This window comes from Caproiciproducens faecalis (assembly GCF_019448085.1).
GTDB lineage: Bacteria > Bacillota > Clostridia > Oscillospirales > Acutalibacteraceae > Caproiciproducens > Caproiciproducens faecalis.
On the sequence record NZ_JAGFNZ010000001.1, the window covers coordinates 512547 to 529851 of the forward strand.

Annotated in this window: 20 protein-coding genes and 1 riboswitch; all 20 genes read left to right on the forward strand. The window is 52.3% G+C overall.

The window, feature by feature from the left end:
* Positions 1 to 117: 117 nt before the first annotated feature.
* A complete protein-coding gene (locus J5W02_RS02410; RefSeq protein WP_219964429.1) occupies positions 118 to 762 on the forward strand; it encodes an AzlC family ABC transporter permease in 645 nt (214 codons plus the stop codon).
* Positions 759 to 1094, forward strand: a complete 336-nt coding sequence (locus J5W02_RS02415; protein WP_219964050.1) for a branched-chain amino acid transporter permease — start codon at positions 759 to 761, stop codon at positions 1092 to 1094. Before J5W02_RS02410 ends, J5W02_RS02415 begins: the two co-directional genes overlap by 4 nt.
* Before the next feature lie 58 nt (positions 1095 to 1152).
* Complete coding sequence (locus J5W02_RS02420; protein WP_219964430.1) at positions 1153 to 3519, forward strand: endonuclease MutS2; 2367 nt, start codon at positions 1153 to 1155, stop codon at positions 3517 to 3519.
* A gap of 87 nt (positions 3520 to 3606) precedes the next feature.
* The gene (locus J5W02_RS02425) at positions 3607 to 4224 is read left to right on the forward strand and encodes a hypothetical protein (protein WP_219964051.1); all 618 of its coding nucleotides are present in this window, start codon (positions 3607 to 3609) and stop codon (positions 4222 to 4224) included.
* A gap of 121 nt (positions 4225 to 4345) precedes the next feature.
* Positions 4346 to 4708, forward strand: coding sequence for a YlxM family DNA-binding protein (gene ylxM / locus J5W02_RS02430; RefSeq protein WP_219964052.1), 363 nt, complete (start codon positions 4346 to 4348; stop codon positions 4706 to 4708).
* Between the two features lie 16 nt (positions 4709 to 4724).
* On the forward strand, positions 4725 to 6050 hold the full coding sequence (ffh, locus tag J5W02_RS02435; protein WP_219964053.1) for a signal recognition particle protein: 1326 nt from the start codon (positions 4725 to 4727) through the stop codon (positions 6048 to 6050).
* Positions 6051 to 6117: 67 nt separating this feature from the next.
* Complete coding sequence (gene rpsP / locus J5W02_RS02440; RefSeq protein WP_219964054.1) at positions 6118 to 6360, forward strand: 30S ribosomal protein S16; 243 nt, start codon at positions 6118 to 6120, stop codon at positions 6358 to 6360.
* A gap of 17 nt (positions 6361 to 6377) precedes the next feature.
* Positions 6378 to 6611: a KH domain-containing protein gene (locus tag J5W02_RS02445; protein ID WP_219964055.1), complete on the forward strand. Its 234-nt coding sequence runs from the start codon at positions 6378 to 6380 to the stop codon at positions 6609 to 6611.
* Between the two features lie 90 nt (positions 6612 to 6701).
* A riboswitch (THF riboswitch) is annotated at positions 6702 to 6798 on the forward strand.
* A gap of 65 nt (positions 6799 to 6863) precedes the next feature.
* On the forward strand, positions 6864 to 7418 hold the full coding sequence (locus tag J5W02_RS02450; RefSeq protein ID WP_219964056.1) for a folate family ECF transporter S component: 555 nt from the start codon (positions 6864 to 6866) through the stop codon (positions 7416 to 7418).
* Between the two features lie 47 nt (positions 7419 to 7465).
* Complete coding sequence (rimM, locus tag J5W02_RS02455; protein WP_219964057.1) at positions 7466 to 7981, forward strand: ribosome maturation factor RimM; 516 nt, start codon at positions 7466 to 7468, stop codon at positions 7979 to 7981.
* Positions 7971 to 8738 carry a tRNA (guanosine(37)-N1)-methyltransferase TrmD gene (trmD, locus tag J5W02_RS02460; RefSeq protein WP_219964431.1) on the forward strand — a complete coding sequence of 256 codons (768 nt, stop codon included), beginning with the start codon at positions 7971 to 7973 and terminating at the stop codon, positions 8736 to 8738. The genes rimM and trmD overlap by 11 nt, the downstream gene beginning before the upstream one ends.
* Positions 8739 to 8994: 256 nt before the next feature.
* Positions 8995 to 9258, forward strand: a complete 264-nt coding sequence (locus tag J5W02_RS02465; protein WP_219964058.1) for an HPr family phosphocarrier protein — start codon at positions 8995 to 8997, stop codon at positions 9256 to 9258.
* 95 nt (positions 9259 to 9353) lie between these two features.
* On the forward strand, positions 9354 to 11210 hold the full coding sequence (uvrC, locus tag J5W02_RS02470) for an excinuclease ABC subunit UvrC (RefSeq protein ID WP_219964059.1): 1857 nt from the start codon (positions 9354 to 9356) through the stop codon (positions 11208 to 11210).
* Positions 11211 to 11278: 68 nt separating this feature from the next.
* Positions 11279 to 11827, forward strand: a complete 549-nt coding sequence (gene rsmD, locus J5W02_RS02475; protein WP_219964060.1) for a 16S rRNA (guanine(966)-N(2))-methyltransferase RsmD — start codon at positions 11279 to 11281, stop codon at positions 11825 to 11827.
* Positions 11827 to 12315 (forward strand): pantetheine-phosphate adenylyltransferase, encoded by a 489-nt coding sequence (gene coaD, locus J5W02_RS02480; protein WP_219964061.1) that lies wholly within the window; start codon positions 11827 to 11829, stop codon positions 12313 to 12315. The genes rsmD and coaD overlap by 1 nt, the downstream gene beginning before the upstream one ends.
* Before the next feature lie 4 nt (positions 12316 to 12319).
* Complete coding sequence (locus tag J5W02_RS02485; protein ID WP_219964062.1) at positions 12320 to 12793, forward strand: ATP synthase subunit B family protein; 474 nt, start codon at positions 12320 to 12322, stop codon at positions 12791 to 12793.
* Positions 12794 to 13029: 236 nt separating this feature from the next.
* Positions 13030 to 13449 (forward strand): division/cell wall cluster transcriptional repressor MraZ, encoded by a 420-nt coding sequence (gene mraZ, locus J5W02_RS02490; RefSeq protein ID WP_219964432.1) that lies wholly within the window; start codon positions 13030 to 13032, stop codon positions 13447 to 13449.
* A gap of 15 nt (positions 13450 to 13464) precedes the next feature.
* The gene (rsmH, locus tag J5W02_RS02495; protein ID WP_219964063.1) at positions 13465 to 14391 is read left to right on the forward strand and encodes a 16S rRNA (cytosine(1402)-N(4))-methyltransferase RsmH; all 927 of its coding nucleotides are present in this window, start codon (positions 13465 to 13467) and stop codon (positions 14389 to 14391) included.
* 41 nt (positions 14392 to 14432) lie between these two features.
* Complete coding sequence (locus tag J5W02_RS02500) at positions 14433 to 14930, forward strand: hypothetical protein (protein ID WP_219964064.1); 498 nt, start codon at positions 14433 to 14435, stop codon at positions 14928 to 14930.
* 130 nt (positions 14931 to 15060) lie between these two features.
* Entirely contained in the window at positions 15061 to 17280 is a 2220-nt protein-coding gene (locus tag J5W02_RS02505) for a penicillin-binding transpeptidase domain-containing protein (protein WP_219964065.1), read from the forward strand.
* Positions 17281 to 17305 lie beyond the last annotated feature (25 nt).

The following is a 17305-nucleotide window of genomic DNA, read 5'->3' on the forward strand; positions in this document are numbered from 1 at the left end:
AAAGCATTTGCGAATCTTTACAGACAAGGCTACTATGAATGAAAAGAATGATTGGGGGAAAACCTTTTGAAGCATAAAAGCGCGCTCCGCGCGGCTTTCCCGCACACCATTCCGGTGATGCTCGGATATCTCTTTTTGGGCGCAGCCTTCGGAATCCTGCTGAACAGCAAAGGGTACGGCTGGGGCTGGGCGGTGCTGATGAGTGTGTTTATTTACGCGGGATCCATGCAGTTTGTGGCAATCGGACTTTTGTCCGGCCCGTTTCTGCCGCTGCAGGCGGCACTGATGACCCTGATGGTCAACGCGCGGCACACCTTTTACGGAATTTCCATGCTGGAAAAGTTTAAAAGCATGGGCAGGAAAAAGCCGTACATGGTTTTTTCTCTGACAGATGAGACTTTTTCCCTGCTTTGCAGCGCCCGCGCGCCGGAGGGTGTGGACGAAAACCGCTTCCGGCTCTGGGTTTCCTTTTTGGATCAGATCTACTGGATTGTCGGCTCCGCGGCGGGCGGCCTGATCGGCTCTTTGGTTTCCTTTAATACAAAAGGGATTGATTTTGTTATGACGGCGCTGTTTACGGTTATCTTTTTGGAACAGTGGGAAAATAACAGGAATCATATTCCCGCTCTTGTCGGGCTGGGCGGCTCCGTCCTGTGTCTTGCCGAGTTCGGACCGGGGAATTTTATTCTGCCTTCCATGGTACTGATCGTAGCTATTCTCAGCCTTTTCAGAAAAGCCTCTGAAAAGGAGGAAACCGTATGACCATGACATCCGGTCAGGCGCTGATCCTGATCTTTCTCATTGCGCTGATGACGCTGTTTACCCGCGCCCTGCCGTTTCTCCTGTTCCCGCAGGGGAAGGAAACGCCGGCGTTTGTCCGCTATCTGGGCAAAGTCCTGCCCTGCGCGGTGATGGGGATGCTGATTATCTACTGTCTGAAAGGAGTCTCCGTCTTCTCCGCGCCGTACGGTGCGCCGGAACTGATTTCCGTTGCGGCGGTGATTCTGCTGCACAAGTGGAAGCACAGCACGCTGCTGAGCATTGGGGGAGGAACCCTTCTTTACATGTTTTTCATCCAGTTTGTATTCATATAAAGGATAAAAAGAACTACATTTTCATAGAAATAGGTAGAGGTAACTTATGGAAGATACAATGCAGAGACATTACAGAGCTTTGGAGCTCGATAAAATACTTAAGCTGTTGGCTGCCGAAACGGCGTGCGAGGACGCTCAGGAACTTGCCTTGCAGCTTACTCCGTCCGTTTCCCTTTCCGAGGTGCAGCGGCTTCTGGCCGACACGGACGAAGCCTTTACGCTGATGGCCCGGTTCGGCGCTCCGTCCTTCGGGGGGCTTTACAACACAACCAATTCGCTGCGCCGCGCGGAAGCGGGCGGTACGCTCAATATGGCGGAGCTGCTGCGCATTGCGGGCGTTCTGCGCACCCTGCGCGCCATTGTGGACTGGCGCGGGAAAAGCGCGGGGGTAAAAAGCTGCCTTGACTGGCGGTTTGACTCCCTGATGCCCAATAAATACCTGGAAGACCGGATTTACGGTGCGATTCTCTCCGAGGAGGAAATGTCGGACAACGCATCCGTTCAGCTTGCGGCCATCCGCCGCAAAATCCGTTCCGCGTCCTCCCGCGTGCGGGAACAGCTGGATAAAATGATTCGTTCCCCGCTTTATCAGAAATATTTACAGGACCCCATTGTCACCATGCGCGGCGGCCGGTTTGTCGTACCGGTCAAGGCGGAATGCAGAGGGGAGATCGCCGGGCTGGTTCACGATACCTCCTCCAGCGGCGCCACTGTGTTTGTGGAGCCGATGGGTGTTGTGGAAGCCAACAATGAGGTGCGGGTGCTGCAGTCGCAGGAACAGGCGGAAATCGAGCGGATTCTGGCCGAACTTTCGGCGGAGACCGGGAACTTTTCCAGCGGGATTATCAGCGGGTACCACGCCGCGGTGGAGCTGAACCTCATTTTCGCCAAGGCGAATCTGGGCTATAAAATGAAAGCCAGCCTTCCGGCGGTGAACGACAGGGGAAAGATTCTGCTGAAGAAGGCGCGCCATCCGCTCATTGATAAAAACAAGGTCGTTCCGACGGATATTGAACTCGGTATCCATTTTGATACGCTTGTCATTACCGGCCCCAATACGGGAGGAAAAACAGTATCGCTGAAAACCGTGGGACTTCTTACGCTGATGGCGATGTGCGGACTGATGCTGCCGGTGGCGGAAAACAGCGAGATTTCCGTTTTTCATCAGGTTCTGGCGGATATCGGCGACGAGCAGAGCATTGAACAGTCTCTGTCTACTTTCTCCGCGCATATGACCAATATTATCCAGATCATCGGTCAGGCCGATGAATCCAGTCTGATTCTGCTGGATGAACTGGGGGCAGGAACCGACCCTGTCGAAGGTGCGGCGCTCGCCATGGCAATTTTGGAATCTCTGCGCAAAAAGGGTGCGCGGGTGGCCGCGACCACTCACTACGCGGAACTGAAAGCCTATGCATTGCAGACGGGCGGCGTGGAAAACGCCTGCTGCGAATTTGACGTAAAGACGCTGAGACCCACTTACCGGCTGCTGATCGGCGTGCCGGGGCGTTCCAACGCGTTTGCCATTTCCCTGCGACTCGGGATGGAAGAAGAAATTGTCGAGCGCGCGAAAGAACTGGTATCCAGTGAGAACACGCGGTTTGAGGACGTGGTGCAAAGCCTGGAAACCAGCCGACAGAAGCTGGAGGGCGAGCGCTCCAAAGCGGAGCAGGCTCATCTGGAAGCTCTCCGGGCGCAGAAGGAAGCGCAGGAAATCCGCAGCAGCATCCAGGCCGAAGCGGACAAAGAAATAGAAAAGGCCCGTCAGCAGGCGGCTCAGCTGGTTTCCCGCACACGCGGGCAGATTGACGCCCTTCTGAACGAAATGGAAGAACTGAAAAAGCAGCAGAATAAAACGCTTTCCGCCGAGCAGAAAGCAAAGCTGAAAGCGGGGCTGCGCACTTTGGAGGAAGCGGCCGACCCCGTTCACGGCAGAAAGGACGAGGGCCCGTATGTGCTGCCGCGTCCGCTGCAGGTGGGCGATACGGTTTTGCTCTACGACATTGACAAGCAGGGAACGGTGCTGCAGCTGCCGGAGGGAAACAGTCAGAATGTTCTGGTGCAGGCGGGCATCATTCAGACGAGGGTGCCGCTTTCCAACCTGCGGCTGGTGCAGGAGAAAAAGGTGAAGGAAAAGCGCAGGACTGTTACCAGAAATGTGACGGGCAGAGCACAGGCGAAGGTGACGACCGAGCTTGACCTGCGCGGGCAGATGACTGACGAAGCCATTATGAATGTCGACCGGTTTATTGATTCGGCGCTGCTCAGCGGCATTGAGCAGCTGACGATCATTCACGGAAAAGGGACGGGAGCTCTGCGCGCGGCCGTGCAGCAGCACCTGAAAAAGCATCCGAGTGTACGCAGCTACCGGCTTGGCGTGTTCGGAGAAGGAGAGGCCGGCGTAACCATTGTAGAATTGAAATAAACTGCTCATCGAAAAGAGGGGGAGATTGCTCTGATTACGACTCAAACCCGAAGAAAACGTCCTCTGATCGTCCTGGGGTCTGTCATTGTGCTGCTGCTTGCCGCGGCCGGTATTCTGTTTGTACTGGCGCTGAACGACCCCAATCCGCCTCTTGTCCCGGCAGGGCAGACGGATACTTCCGCGGTGGCCGCCAAGCTTCTTGTTTCGGCCGGCAGCGGAAAGCCGGCGGAGCTGACCGGGGAAGAAGTCAGCGCGCTGATGACCGAAAAGCTGGCACAGAACGGCCGGGACGCCGTTTCCGGGGTGCGGCTAACCGTCAACAGCGACAATACCGTCGGCGCCTATCTGCCCGTTACCTATCAAGGAATGAAGCTGGGTGTCAGCGCCAATCTGACGGTTGGTTGGAACAGTACGAAAAACAATATCCGTGTCGTGGTCAACTCCATGAAAGTCGGCCGTTTGCCAGTCAATCCAGCCTGGATACTTCCAAAGGTCTCGGACTCTCTGCCAAAGGGAACAGAGCTGGAAGGCAATGTCCTGTATCTGCCGCCGCAGATGTTCGGAACCTATGAAATGCCGAACGACGCACCCGGGAACATCAGCGGGCTGGAAGTTCGCGACGGAAAATTCCTGCTGAATTTTACCGTGGACATGGCAAAACTGAAGGATTACCTTTCGGAACAGCTGAAATCTTTGCTTCCATAATTGCGGTAAAAATAAAAAGCGCGGCGCTGTGTCGTTTTTCCTATTGACAAGCGCCGCGTTTTATTGTATAATTCGTAACTGTAAAGTTAATTACTTTACAGGCTGAATGGAGGGGTATCGGATGTCGAAAAATCTGGAAATATCGTTATTGCTTGATTTTTACGGAGATATGCTGACCGACAAACAGCGTGAGGTAATTGAATATTACTATAACGAAGATTTATCTCTTTCCGAAATTGCGGACAACCAGGGCATTACCCGTCAGGGGGTGCGTGATTCCATTAAACGCGCCGAGTTTCAGCTGCTGGACATGGAGGAGCGTCTGGGATTGGCCCGCCGTTTCCGTGAAATGAGAGACGGGCTGGAGCGCATCGGTTCCGCCGCCGAACAGATTAAGGAATACAACGAACATTATATATATTCTAACGAGCTTGAAAATAACGCAAAGCTGATTCTTGACATTTCTCAAAAGCTTTGCGAATAGGAAGGAGGGGCCCCTGTTGGCATTTGAAGGTCTTGCCGATAAGCTGTCGGCCGCGTTTAAACGGCTGAAATCAAAAGGAAAACTCAATGAAGCCGACGTAAAGGAAGCAATGCGCGAAGTTCGCCTTGCCCTTTTGGAAGCCGATGTAAACTACAAGGTTGCTAAAGACTTTACCAATACCGTCAGCGCGCGTGCCGTCGGCACGGAGGTTATGGAAAGCCTGACCCCGGCGCAGATGGTGATTAAAATTGTAAATGAGGAACTGACCGCTCTCATGGGCGGAAGCGACGCAAAGCTTGCCAGTCCTCCGTCCCCTCCGACCATTATCATGCTCTGCGGTCTGCAGGGCGCCGGTAAAACCACCCACGCGGGCAAGCTCGGGCTGATGCTCAAGAACAAAGGTCACAGACCCCTTCTCGTCGCGTGCGACATTTACCGACCCGCCGCGATCAAGCAGCTGCAGGTCGTCGGCGAAAACGCCGGTGTTCCCGTTTTTGAAATGGGGCAGGAAGACCCCGTAAAAATCTGTAAGGCCGCCGTCAGACACGCGAGGGATTACGGCAACGACATGGTACTGATTGATACCGCCGGCCGACTTCAGATTGACGAAGTGCTGATGAACGAGCTCAAGAACATAAAGAATGAGATCGGCCCGCACGAGATTCTCCTTGTGGTGGACTCCATGACCGGTCAGGAGGCTGTCAATGTTGCCAAAACCTTTGACGAGCTGCTGAATATTACCGGTGTGATTCTGACCAAGTTGGACGGCGACACCCGGGGCGGCGCGGCGCTTTCCGTGCGCGCGGTAACGGGCAAACCGATTAAATTTGCCGGTACGGGCGAAAAACTGCAGGATCTTGAAATTTTCCACCCGGATCGTATGGCGTCCCGCATCCTCGGCATGGGCGACGTTTTGACGCTCATTGAAGAGGCGCAGAACAATCTGGACCGTTCCGCGGCGGAAAAGACCGCCCAGAAGCTGATGCAGAACAAGCTGGATTTCAACGATCTGCTCGATCAGCTGGCTCAAGTCAGGAAAATGGGCCCGCTGAAAAATGTACTTTCCAAAATGCCCGGCATGGAAAAGCAGCTGAAGGACGTGGACATTGACGACCGTCAGATGGACCGTGTGGCCGCGATTATTCTCTCTATGACCCCTGAGGAGCGCAGCAAGCCTTCCGTCATCAACCCTTCGCGCAAACGGCGTATGGCCGCGGGCAGCGGAATGAAGGTGGAAGACGTCAATCGGCTGATTAAGCAGCTGGAGCAGATGCAAAAGCTGATGAAACAGATCAAGGGCCGCGGAAAGCGGCGTTTCCCCGGCATGGGTATGCCGTTTTAACTGAATTCATCCAAGAAGGATTTCCCTTTTGGTGAAGATATTGATCAATTTATGGAGGTGAAACATCATGTCAGTAAAGATTAGATTACGCAGAATGGGCGCCAAAAAAGCTCCTTTCTATCGTATAGTTGTTGCAGATTCCCGTTACCCGCGCGACGGCCGTTTCATTGAAGAAATCGGCTACTACAATCCGCTCGAGGAGCCATCCGTTGTAAAGGTAGATGCTGAAAAGGCCAAGAAATGGATCGCCAACGGCGCACAGCCGACAGATACCGTGAAATCTCTGTTCAAGAGCCACGGCGTACTGTAATCGCGGAGGGTGAAACAATGAAAGAACTGCTGATTGCGATTGCACAGGGACTTGTCGAAGATCCGTCCGCCGTCCGTGTGGACGTTGACGAGCCCAGCGAGGAAGGAACCGTTGTTTATCATCTGCACGTTGCCGAAGACGACATGGGCAGAGTGATCGGCAAGCAGGGCCGCATTGCCAAAGCGATCCGCATTGTCATGCGCGCCGCCGCTACCCGCAGCAACGGCAAAGTTTCCGTTGAAATTGACTAAGCGTTCAAGCAGGGCTGCAACTGTGCTGTTGCGGCCCTGCTTTGTAAAAACGCGCCGCCCGGTGTAACGGGGCGAAAAAAATAAACCTATGGCAGAGTAGAATTTTGTGCGTTAAGTGCCGCCTGAACGGGGAGTTGTCAGGCGGACGAAAAGGAAACTTGCGGTACAAAATTCGCATCCCGCTGCTGCATACTCTGAGGAATCCCTCTTTTATGTAGCAGATGAATACACAACATAAAGGAGGAAATTTCTTTGAGTTTTTCTTTTCAATCCATTCGATCATCCGTTCGTGAGCTGAAAAATGTAACAACCATTGCCGTGTGCGGGCTGTTAATCGCCTTAAACGCCGTTCTGGGCGTTTTTACGGTGCCGGTTTCCGACGTTTTACAGATACGTTTTTCGTTTCTGACCATCGCTACCTCGGGTTTCCTGTACGGCCCGGTTGTCGGCGGCATGGTAGGGGCTATCGGGGACGTAGTCAATTATGTGCTTCGCCCGTCAGGCCCGTTTTTTCCCGGATTTACCCTGAACGCGTTTCTTTCCGGGTTTGTTTACGGACTGATTCTATACAAAAAACCGGTGACGGTATGGAGGGTTCTGGCCGCGAACACCATTGTAATGGTTCTGGTCAATTTTCTTCTGAATTCCCTGTGGCTTTCCATCATGTATGGCAAGGCCTTTCTTGCGGTTCTCTCCGTACGCATCGTAACCAATCTTATTTTACTCCCGATCAATGTGGCCATGCTTTATACACTTCTGAAATTTGTTCAGAAAATTCCCGTCCCGCGCCTTAGAAAAACGCACTAGTGTATAAAAGCTGCTGCGGGGAATCCTATCGATTCATGGAGGACATTATGGTTAATCAGTTTTTGGAGGCGGGCAAAATTGTGGGTACGCACGGCCTTCAGGGAGAACTGCGCGTAGATCCCTGGTGCGATTCAGCCGAATTTCTGGCTCAGTTCAAAACGCTCTACTGGGACAAAGGAGCTCAAGAGCTGGAAGTCACCTCTTCCCGCGTCCACAAAACGCAGCTGCTTTTAAAACTGAAGGGGATCACTACCATTGAGCAGGGCGACACGCTGCGCGGCAGAATCATTTACATCAGCCGCGAAGATGCAAAGCTGGACAAGGGCCGCTATTTTATGCAGGATCTGGTCGGGCTGGAGGTTTTTGACGCCGATACCTGCATCTACTACGGGACCCTGACGGAAATTATGCGCACCGGTGCGAACGACGTTTATCAGATAACGTCGGAAAATAAGAAGAATTATTTGATTCCGGCAATACCGGAAGTAATTATAGATATTAATATTACTAATGGTAAAATGCAGATCAGGCCGCTTAGGGGGATTTTTGATGATGCGGATTGATTTTCTGACCCTTTTTCCCGATATGTGTGAGGCGGTCATGTCCGAAAGCATCATTGGGCGTGCGCGCAGAAAAGGCGCAATTGAGGTGTACTGCCACCAGATCCGTGATTTTGCATATGATAAACATAACAGAGTTGACGACTGCCCCTTCGGCGGCGGCATGGGCATGCTGCTGATGGCGGAGCCGATTGCCCTGTGTATTGACGACCTGATTGAAAAGCTGGGGGAAAAGCCCCATCTTGTCTACCTGTCCCCCCAGGGGAAAACCCTGACCCAGCAGCGGGTCAAGGAGCTGGCGCAGCTCCCCAATCTTGCGCTGCTGTGCGGCCATTACGAGGGAATCGACGAGCGCATCATCGACCGGTATGTCGATGAGGAAATTTCCATTGGGGATTATGTGCTGACGGGGGGCGAGCTTCCGGCACTGGTACTGGCGGACTCTGTCTGCCGAATGATCGACGGGGTTCTTTCCAGCGAAGAATGTTTTCAGGAGGAAAGTCATTTCAACTCCCTTCTGGAGTATCCGCAGTATACCCGTCCGGCGGTGTGGCGCGGGGCAAAGGTTCCGGACGAACTGATGACGGGGCACCATGAGAATGTACGGAAGTGGCGGCGGCAGCAGTCGATTCTTCGGACTTTGCACAAACGGCCGGAAATGCTGGAAAAGGCTGATTTGACAAAAGAAGACAGGGCATTCTTGGAAAAACTGCTTTCCGAAACGGAAAACGCCGGCACGGAAAGCGAAAACGAAGGATAATCCGGGCGAAAAAAGGAAACAGTATAGCAGAGAAAACAAAAGTTTTCAACAATTATGGCACATTGCACAAATCAATACCAAACATAATCCTCCCGATTCGGTCATCAATCCAAAGTTTTTTTATTTTGTTGACGGTATGCTGAATTGTGATATAATAACTGTGAATCATATACCGATAATGATGTTAACTGATACTTTTAATTTATTAATTTATGGTTTTGCGGAAATGACTTTCTGTTTAGGAGTGAATGAAGTAATGTGTGTTAAAGAAGTACTGGTTCAGAATCAAGTGCGCCTTCATGCGCGCCCGGCTACATTTTTTATTCAAAAGGCAAATGAATACAAGTCCTCTATCTGGGTGGAGAAAGAGGAAAGACGCGTCAACGCTAAGAGCCTTTTGGGCGTTCTGTCCCTCGGCATTGTCGGCGGGACCACCATCCGGATTATCGCAGACGGAACGGATGAAGAAGAGGCAGTAAACAGCCTTATCGAATTGGTTCAGTCCGGTTTTACCGAGTAATTTGTTCAGCCAAACAGCACCGCTTAACCGGCGGTGCTTTTTTGTATTTACGACCCGTTTAAGGCACTTCGGGTTGTGTGGAGTGGAGGGATACCATGACAGATCATGAAAAGCATATCAAGGAGCTTCGAAGCCGCGCCATGCGTCTTCCGCTCAGCCCCGGTGTCTATATCATGCACGACAAGTCGGGCAAAATTATCTATATTGGCAAGGCAAAGGCGTTAAAAAACCGTGTCAGCCAGTATTTCGGCTCGGAAAAGAACCATGACGAAAAGGTTCGCCGCATGGTCAGCAACGTGGAGTATTTCGAGTATATTCTGACGGACAGTGAATTCGAAGCTCTTGTGCTGGAGTGCAGCCTGATAAAGCAGCACACGCCGAAATACAACATCCTGTTAAAGGATGACAAGGGCTACCATTATATTAAAATTACTGCCGGGCCGTGGCCCAGAATTTCGCAGGCGAAGCAGGTTCTTGACGACGGCGCGAATTATATCGGCCCCTACGTCAGCTCCTGGGCGACGAAGGAATCCATTGATGAAGCGCTCAAAATTTTCCGGCTGCCGTCCTGCTCCCGCAAATTTCCGCAGGACATCGGCAAAGCGAGGCCGTGTCTGAATTATTACATTAAGCAGTGCTGTGCGCCGTGCCGCGGAAGAATCAGCGAGCAGGAGTACAACGAGTTGGTGGAGGAGGCCATTGATTTTCTTCGCGGCGGAAGCGCAAAGAGTATGCGCGAACTGGAGAAAAAGATGAACGAAGCGGCCGAAGCGCTGGAATTTGAACGCGCCGCGCGGATTCGTGACCGGCTGACGGCAATTAAACGCATGAGCGACCGCCAGAAGGTGGTGGCTGCGCGTGTGCCGGAGCAGGACATCATCGCGCTGGCACAGGGTGCGGACACAAGCTGCTTTGAAGTTTTTCGTTTTCTGAACGGACGCCTTTGCGACCGCGAAACCTTTTTAATGGGTGAAACGGGGAATCCCAAAACGGCACGCGGGGAATTTATTGAACGTTATTACGCCATGCGGGACCGGATTCCGCCGCGCGTCTGTCTGGACGGCCCGACCGAAAATACGGAGCTGCTGGGGGAATGGCTGAGCCGGAAGGCGGAAAGAAAGGTAACGGTTTCCGTACCGCAGAAGGGCGAACAGGCCCAGCTTGTAGAAATGTGCCGCAACAACGCGGCGGAGCAGGTGGCGCAGGCTACGGGGCGGACTGTGCGGGAAGCCTCCGCTCTGGACGAGCTTGGCCGTCTTCTGGGAATGGAACAGCCGCCCATCTATATTGAATCCTACGATATTTCGAACCTTGCCGGCAGCGAGAACGTGGCGGGCATGGTCGTATTTGAAAACGGCAGGCCGCTCAAATCCGCTTACCGGAAATTCAAAATCAAAACGGTGGAGGGTCAGGACGATTACGCTTCCATGAAGGAAGTCCTTGAGCGCCGCTTCCATGAATATTTTGACGCACAGGGAAAAAATAGTACGGAAGGATTCGGACGTCTGCCGGATCTGATCCTGCTCGACGGCGGCAAGGGACAGGTAAGTGCGGTCAGACCCGTGCTGGAAGCCTCCGGACTTCAGGTTCCGCTTTTCGGCATGGTCAAGGACGACAAACACCGCACCCGCGCGATTGCGACGGACGGCGGCGAGATTGCGATCAACTCCAACCGGAAGGCTTTTACGCTGGTTTCTTCCATTCAGGACGAGGTACACCGTTTTGCGATTGGATACCACAGGCAGGCGCGCAAAAAAACAACGATTTCTTCCGAATTGACCACCATCGAGGGTGTCGGCCAGACCCGGGCTAAAGCGCTTTTAAAGCACTTTAAGACGATACGGGCAATCAAAAACGCGGATCTGGAGGAACTGGCCGCCGCACCCGGTATGACGAAACCGGCGGCGCGAAATCTGTTCCAATATTTCCATCCCCAAGAGGAAAGAAGTTGACACGGCGCCCTGTTAATGGGATAATAACGGTTATAGGATTATTTTGTAAATTTTAAGGAGATTCATATATGAGAGTTATCACCGGGTCTGCCCGCGGTTCGCGGCTGACCACACTGGAGGGCGACAGCGTCCGCCCCACGCCGGAAAGGGTAAAGGAGGCTCTGTTCAGCGCCCTTCAGTTTCAGATTGAGGGCAGAAGAGTGCTGGACCTTTTTGCCGGTTCCGGTCAGCTGGGAATTGAAGCACTGAGCCGCGGCGCAAAGCAGGCGGTGTTTGTGGACGCGAGCAAAAATTCTGTTTCTGTTGTTCAAAAGAATCTGGAGCATACCGGCCTTTCTGAAAACGCAGTGGTCAAAACCATGGATTTTGCCGCCTTTCTGCTGCAGAACCGGGAGCACTTTGACCTAGCGTTTCTCGACCCGCCCTACCGGACAGGCCTGCTGCAGCGCGCACTGCCGTTGACCGCGGAAGTGATGAATACCGGCGGAACGATTATCTGTGAGCATCCGCGCGACGAAGAAATGCCGCAGGAAGCGGGGAATTTTGTCCTTGCTCGCAGTTATCGCCACGGGAAAATCCAGCTGACCCTATACAGACATAAGGACGTGACCGAATAATGAAAATCGCTATCTGTCCGGGTAGTTTTGACCCGGTTACATTAGGCCACATGGACATCATCAACCGGTCGCGCAAAGTTTTTGACAAGACCATTGTTGCTGTTTTGGTAAATCCGGAAAAACACACGCTGTTCACTGTGGACGAAAGAATAGAGCTTTTAAAACGCTGTACCCGCGGCATGGATGACATAGAGGTGGTTGGTTTTGACGGGCTTCTTGCCGATTACGCCCGGGAGCGCGGCGTGACGGCGATTGTCAAGGGACTGAGGGCTCTGTCGGACTTTGAATATGAGTTTCAGCAGGCTCTGACCAATAAAAAGCTGAATCCCAATCTGGAAACCATGTTCCTGACGACCAGCGCCGAAAACATGTTTTTAAGTTCCAGTATTGTCAAACAAATTGCCCGCTTCGGCGGAGATATTTCTAATTTTGTGCCGGAGTGTATTTTGAGCGATATTAAAGAAAGATTGAGTTTAGGGGAGGCATAGCATTATGAGCGAGTTAAATACCGAAGACCTGGTCGACGAACTTTACGATATGGTGGATAAAGCGTGGAGCTTTCCGCTGAGCCGCGGACGTGCGGTGCTGGACGGTGACGAGATCAAACAGATTCTTGACGAGATCCGCGAAAGTTTTCCGCAGGAAATCCGTCAGGCAAAGGCGATCTGCGCGGACCGCGCACAGATTATCAGCGACGCGAAGCGCGAGGCCGAAACCGTCATCCGGGTGGCGGAGGAACGTGCCAAGGCCATGGTTAATCAAGACGAAATCGTCAAACAGGCGCAGCAGAAAGCAAACGACCTGCTCAGCCAGGCGCAGACGAAATTCCGTGAAATGCGAAAGGCCTCCAATGATTACATAGACGACCTGATGAAGCGTACGGATGACGGTCTTGCCGCCAACCTTTCGGAACTGCGTCAGACCAGACAAAATATAAAAGCTTCGCAGCGTTCCGGACAAAATTAAGCATAATTTTTATATTTCTGCAAAACCACGATACAAGATCTTGTACCGTGGTTTTTTTATGCACCAAAATAGGATTTTACGCGAAAAAACAAGGGAAAATGGTTGACATAATCAAAAAAATAACAGTTGCATTTTAAATATAAATACGTTATAATCAAAACACAAGTGGTGAAAGGTGGGGGTAAGTAGCACAAAGTGGTTTTCAGAGTGTGCTTTTACCCGAAAAGTGGCTTGCGATGTTAATCGGCGAGTACCAACATAATATAGACACCAAGGGCCGTGTGATTGTTCCGGCCAGATTCCGTGAGGATCTGGGCGAGCATTTTTATATCACAAAAGGGCTGGACGGCTGTCTGTTTGTTCTTTCACCGGAGGAGTGGACAAGGCTTCAGGACAAGGTAAAGGCGATGCCGATTTCCAAGGCAAGGGGCCTTCAGCGCTTTTTCTTTTCCGGCGCGGCGGAAGTCGAACCGGACAAGCAGGGGCGTATCCTCATTCCGCAGGTTCTGCGTGACCACGCGCAGCTTACCAAAGACGTGACCTTTATCGGTACGTCGAGCAGGGCGGAAATATGGGACAGCAAACGCTGGAATGATTTCAATTCCACTTTGACAGAAGAGAGCATAGCCGAAGCAATGGATATGCTTGAGCTTTAAGCGGGTGGTATCAGTATGGAATTTCTTCATAAACCGGTTTTGTTTGACGAAACCATTGAAAGCCTCGACATTCATCCCGACGGGGTGTATATTGACGGGACTGCGGGCGGCGGGGGCCATTCGCAGGCGATTGCGGATAGGCTTACAACGGGAAAGCTTCTTTCCATTGACCAGGATCCCGACGCAATTAAAACCGTTACCGAAAGGCTGAAGTCCTACAGCTGTTCCGTAATCTATCAGGCGAACTTTTCCGAAATGGCCGAAGTGGCGGCAAGCTTAAAGCTTACCCCTGTTGACGGCGTTTTACTCGATATAGGCGTTTCCTCCTATCAGTTGGACAACCCGGAGCGCGGGTTCTCCTACCATTCCGACGCACCTCTTGATATGCGCATGAGCCAGACGGGCGTTTCCGCCGCGGATCTGGTCAACAACCTGTCATGGCAGGAGCTTGCGCAGATCATCAGCCGCTACGGCGAAGACAAAAACGCCCGCAGCATTGCGAAAGGAATTGTAAAGGCACGGGAAGAAAAACCAATTGAAACTACCCTTGAACTGGCGGAAGTTATTAAGGAATCCGTTCCCGCAGCGGTTCGCCGCGAACAGGGACATCCCGCCCGTAAAACCTTTCAGGCGCTGAGAATTGAAGTCAACGGAGAACTGGACAGGCTCTCTCAGGGGCTGGACGCCGCATTTTCTATTTTAAAGCCCGGCGGAAGGCTGGCAGTGATTACGTTCCACTCTCTGGAGGACAGAATTGTCAAGCAGCGCATGGCTTTGTGGTGTACGGGCTGCACCTGCCCGCCGGATTTTCCGGTGTGTGTGTGCGGAAAAAAGCCAAGGGCGGAGCTGCTCTACAAAAAGGGACTTGCGCCGAGTGAAGCGGAACTGGAACAGAACCCCCGCAGCCGCAGCGCAAGACTCCGCGTCTGCATTAAACTGTAATAAATTTCTTATTATCATTCAGTATGACAGGAAGTGAAAATATGGCTTCTCCAAACAGCAACGAAGCTTATGATTTTGCGTTGTTTGAACCCAAACGACAGCACGAAGAACCTCAGAAAAAAAGCAATATTATTGAACTTCCAAAAGAAAAACTGGAGCAGAACAGAAGGGTAAAACTCAATCCTTTCCGTGTCGTGTCTACTTTTCTTGCGTTCGGCATTATGATTAGCATTGTGGGAACCATGGTATACGGGCAGGTGCAGCTGACTGAACTGACCGAGAATCTGAATGCCGCGACAAAAACGCTGAATGAGAGCGAAAGCGTTTATACGCAGCTTCAGATGAAATCGGATTCCCAGCTTTCCCTGCAGACCGTGGAAAATTATGCGACCAACAAGCTTGGCCTGAAGAAGATTGAGCAGAATCAGGTGGAGCCGATCGCCCTTTCCAAAGGGGATAAAACGCAGGTCGTTCAAAACAGCGGGGATGATAACTGGCTCACTTCGCTTTGGAACTCTATCCTGCAATTATTGTCATAAAAAAAATAATTGATAAATAAGTATTACTACCCAAATTTGTTGAGATGTTTGGTTTGGTATGCAAAAAAGGAGAGTTGAGAGCAGATCTTGACTCTCATTTTTGTAATATAGCTTTTCGGGAGGAGCAGCAATGGCAAAAGGTACGACAATCAGAATGTGGCGCCGCACGATCTTTGTACTGGTCGTGCTGATTGCCGTGGGATTCGGTGCAATTATTTTCAGCCTTGCCAGACTGCAGCTGGTGGAAGGGGAAAGCCTTCAGACCCGCGCGGTTGACCAGCAGCTGAAAGACACCTCCATCAGCGCCCAGCGCGGCACCATCTATGACTGCAACATGAAGCCGCTCGCCCAGAGCGCAACGGTTTGGAAGGTAGTGCTGGAGCCTGCCTTCATTACGGATAAAAACCGGGAGAAAATCGCGGACGGCCTGTCAAAAATCCTGGGCATGGATAAAAACGAGATTATGGAGCGCAGTAAGAAAAAGACGTATTACGACGAACTGAAGCGCAAGGTGGAAACAGATGTAAAGGATGAGGTCCTTAAATTCAAGTCGGACAATGAAATCGGCAGCGGAATCCGGCTGATTGAGGATTATAAGCGATATTATCCGTACGGTGCGTTCGCGGCCTCCGTACTGGGATTTACCGGAACGGACAGTCAGGGACTTTACGGAATTGAGAAGCAGTACGACAGCTATCTGACCGGCGTACCCGGTAAACTGGTTACCGCCAAAAACGCCATTGGAACGGATATGCCTTTCCAGTACGAGCAGAAGGTAGAAGCGCAGAACGGTTCCAGCCTGGTGTTGACCATTGACGAAGTGGTACAGCACTTTCTTGAAAAGAACCTGCAGGAAGGCGTTATTACCAATAAGGTCGGCAACCGCGCCTGCGGCATTGTCATGAACGTAAAGACTGGCGCGATTTTGGGGATGGCGGTCAAAGGGGACTTTGACCCGAACAACCCGTTTACCGTAGCCGACCAGACGGAGGCCGCGCAGATTGCCGCAATGCCCGAAGGAACGGCAAAAAACGATGCGCTGAAAGCAGCTCGGGAAAAACAGTGGAGAAATAAAGCGGTCAGCGACACCTATTATCCGGGTTCCGTATTTAAAATGGTGACGGGTTCCTCCGCAATGGAGGAGGGGGTAGTCAATGAAAACTCGACCTTCTTCTGCAGCGGCTCCATCAAAGTTTCCGACCGTACCATTCACTGCTGGAGATCTTACGGCCACGGGAGCGAGAACTTTGTGCAGGGACTCTGCAATTCCTGCAACCCCGTCTTTGTGCAGCTGGGTGAAAGACTGGGGCCCGACAATTTCTTCAAATATTTTACTGCTTTCGGCCTGACGGCCAAGACGGGAATCGATCTGCCCGGTGAGTCGCGCAGTATTTTCTATACCGCGGCACAGCTGAATCCGGTTGAGCTTGCCACAGAGTCGTTCGGACAAAACTTCAGTATTACGCCGATTCAAATGATTACCGCCGCTGCGGCGGTCGCCAACGGCGGCTATCTGGTGCAGCCCCATGTGGTCAGCCAGATTGTTGACGCTGACGGAAATATCGTCAAAACGGCCGACACAACGCCGAAGCGTCAGGTAATTTCCACGGACATATCGCAGCGTATGTGCAAAATTCTGCAGACCAACGCGACCATCGGTACGGCGAAAAACGGCTATCTGCCCGGTTACCGTGTCGGCGGAAAAACCGGTACGTCCCAGAAGATGGATGTGTTCCAGAAAACGGGAACCATGCAGTACATTGCTTCTTACTGCGGGTTTGCTCCCGCAGACGATCCTCAGGTTGCCATGCTGGTCTTCTATGATGAGCCCCACGGGGACAGCTACTACGGCGCAGCCGTAGCCGGCCCTGTTTTCTCCAGAACGATGGAGGAAATTCTGCCGTACCTCGGCGTAGAGCGCAAATATACCGATACGGAGCTGGCAAAGCTAGATGTGACCGCTCCGGACGTTGTTGGGAAAACCGTTGCACAGGCCAAAGCGGATCTTGTCAAGATAAAGCTGACCCCGAAGGTTTACGGAAGCGGGGAAAAGGTTGTTTCTCAGGTTCCGGAGCCGGGCAAGACGATTCCGCAAAACGGCACGGTGGTGCTGTTTATGGATGATTCGGGCGCAAGCAAGACGGCCACGGTGCCGAAGCTGGTCGGACTTTCTCTTTCCGCCGCCAACAAGAGGGCCGCGGATGCGGGAATCAATATCAGTATCTCCGGCGCGGCGCTGACCAACGGCAACAACCCGATTTCCAATTCGCAGAGTATTGCCGAGGGCACTAAAGTGGCGCCCGGGACGGTTGTGACCGTCGGATTTATAGAGCCGAATCAGGTGGAGTAATCATTTTGCGCAGGGGGATGACAAT

Coding starts and splice junctions, on each gene's coding strand:
- J5W02_RS02445 (WP_219964055.1), top strand. CDS start 6,378: ATGAAAGAACTGCTGATTGCGATTGCACAGGGACTTGTCGAAGATCCG.
- trmD (WP_219964431.1), top strand. CDS start 7,971: ATGCGGATTGATTTTCTGACCCTTTTTCCCGATATGTGTGAGGCGGTC.
- uvrC (WP_219964059.1), top strand. CDS start 9,354: ATGACAGATCATGAAAAGCATATCAAGGAGCTTCGAAGCCGCGCCATG.
- J5W02_RS02410 (WP_219964429.1), top strand. CDS start 118: ATGCTCGGATATCTCTTTTTGGGCGCAGCCTTCGGAATCCTGCTGAAC.
- rsmH (WP_219964063.1), top strand. CDS start 13,465: ATGGAATTTCTTCATAAACCGGTTTTGTTTGACGAAACCATTGAAAGC.
- J5W02_RS02415 (WP_219964050.1), top strand. CDS start 759: ATGACCATGACATCCGGTCAGGCGCTGATCCTGATCTTTCTCATTGCG.
- J5W02_RS02505 (WP_219964065.1), top strand. CDS start 15,061: ATGGCAAAAGGTACGACAATCAGAATGTGGCGCCGCACGATCTTTGTA.
- rsmD (WP_219964060.1), top strand. CDS start 11,279: ATGAGAGTTATCACCGGGTCTGCCCGCGGTTCGCGGCTGACCACACTG.
- J5W02_RS02465 (WP_219964058.1), top strand. CDS start 8,995: ATGTGTGTTAAAGAAGTACTGGTTCAGAATCAAGTGCGCCTTCATGCG.
- rimM (WP_219964057.1), top strand. CDS start 7,466: ATGGTTAATCAGTTTTTGGAGGCGGGCAAAATTGTGGGTACGCACGGC.
- J5W02_RS02420 (WP_219964430.1), top strand. CDS start 1,153: ATGCAGAGACATTACAGAGCTTTGGAGCTCGATAAAATACTTAAGCTG.
- ylxM (WP_219964052.1), top strand. CDS start 4,346: ATGTCGAAAAATCTGGAAATATCGTTATTGCTTGATTTTTACGGAGAT.
- rpsP (WP_219964054.1), top strand. CDS start 6,118: ATGTCAGTAAAGATTAGATTACGCAGAATGGGCGCCAAAAAAGCTCCT.
- J5W02_RS02500 (WP_219964064.1), top strand. CDS start 14,433: ATGGCTTCTCCAAACAGCAACGAAGCTTATGATTTTGCGTTGTTTGAA.
- J5W02_RS02485 (WP_219964062.1), top strand. CDS start 12,320: ATGAGCGAGTTAAATACCGAAGACCTGGTCGACGAACTTTACGATATG.
- coaD (WP_219964061.1), top strand. CDS start 11,827: ATGAAAATCGCTATCTGTCCGGGTAGTTTTGACCCGGTTACATTAGGC.
- mraZ (WP_219964432.1), top strand. CDS start 13,030: ATGTTAATCGGCGAGTACCAACATAATATAGACACCAAGGGCCGTGTG.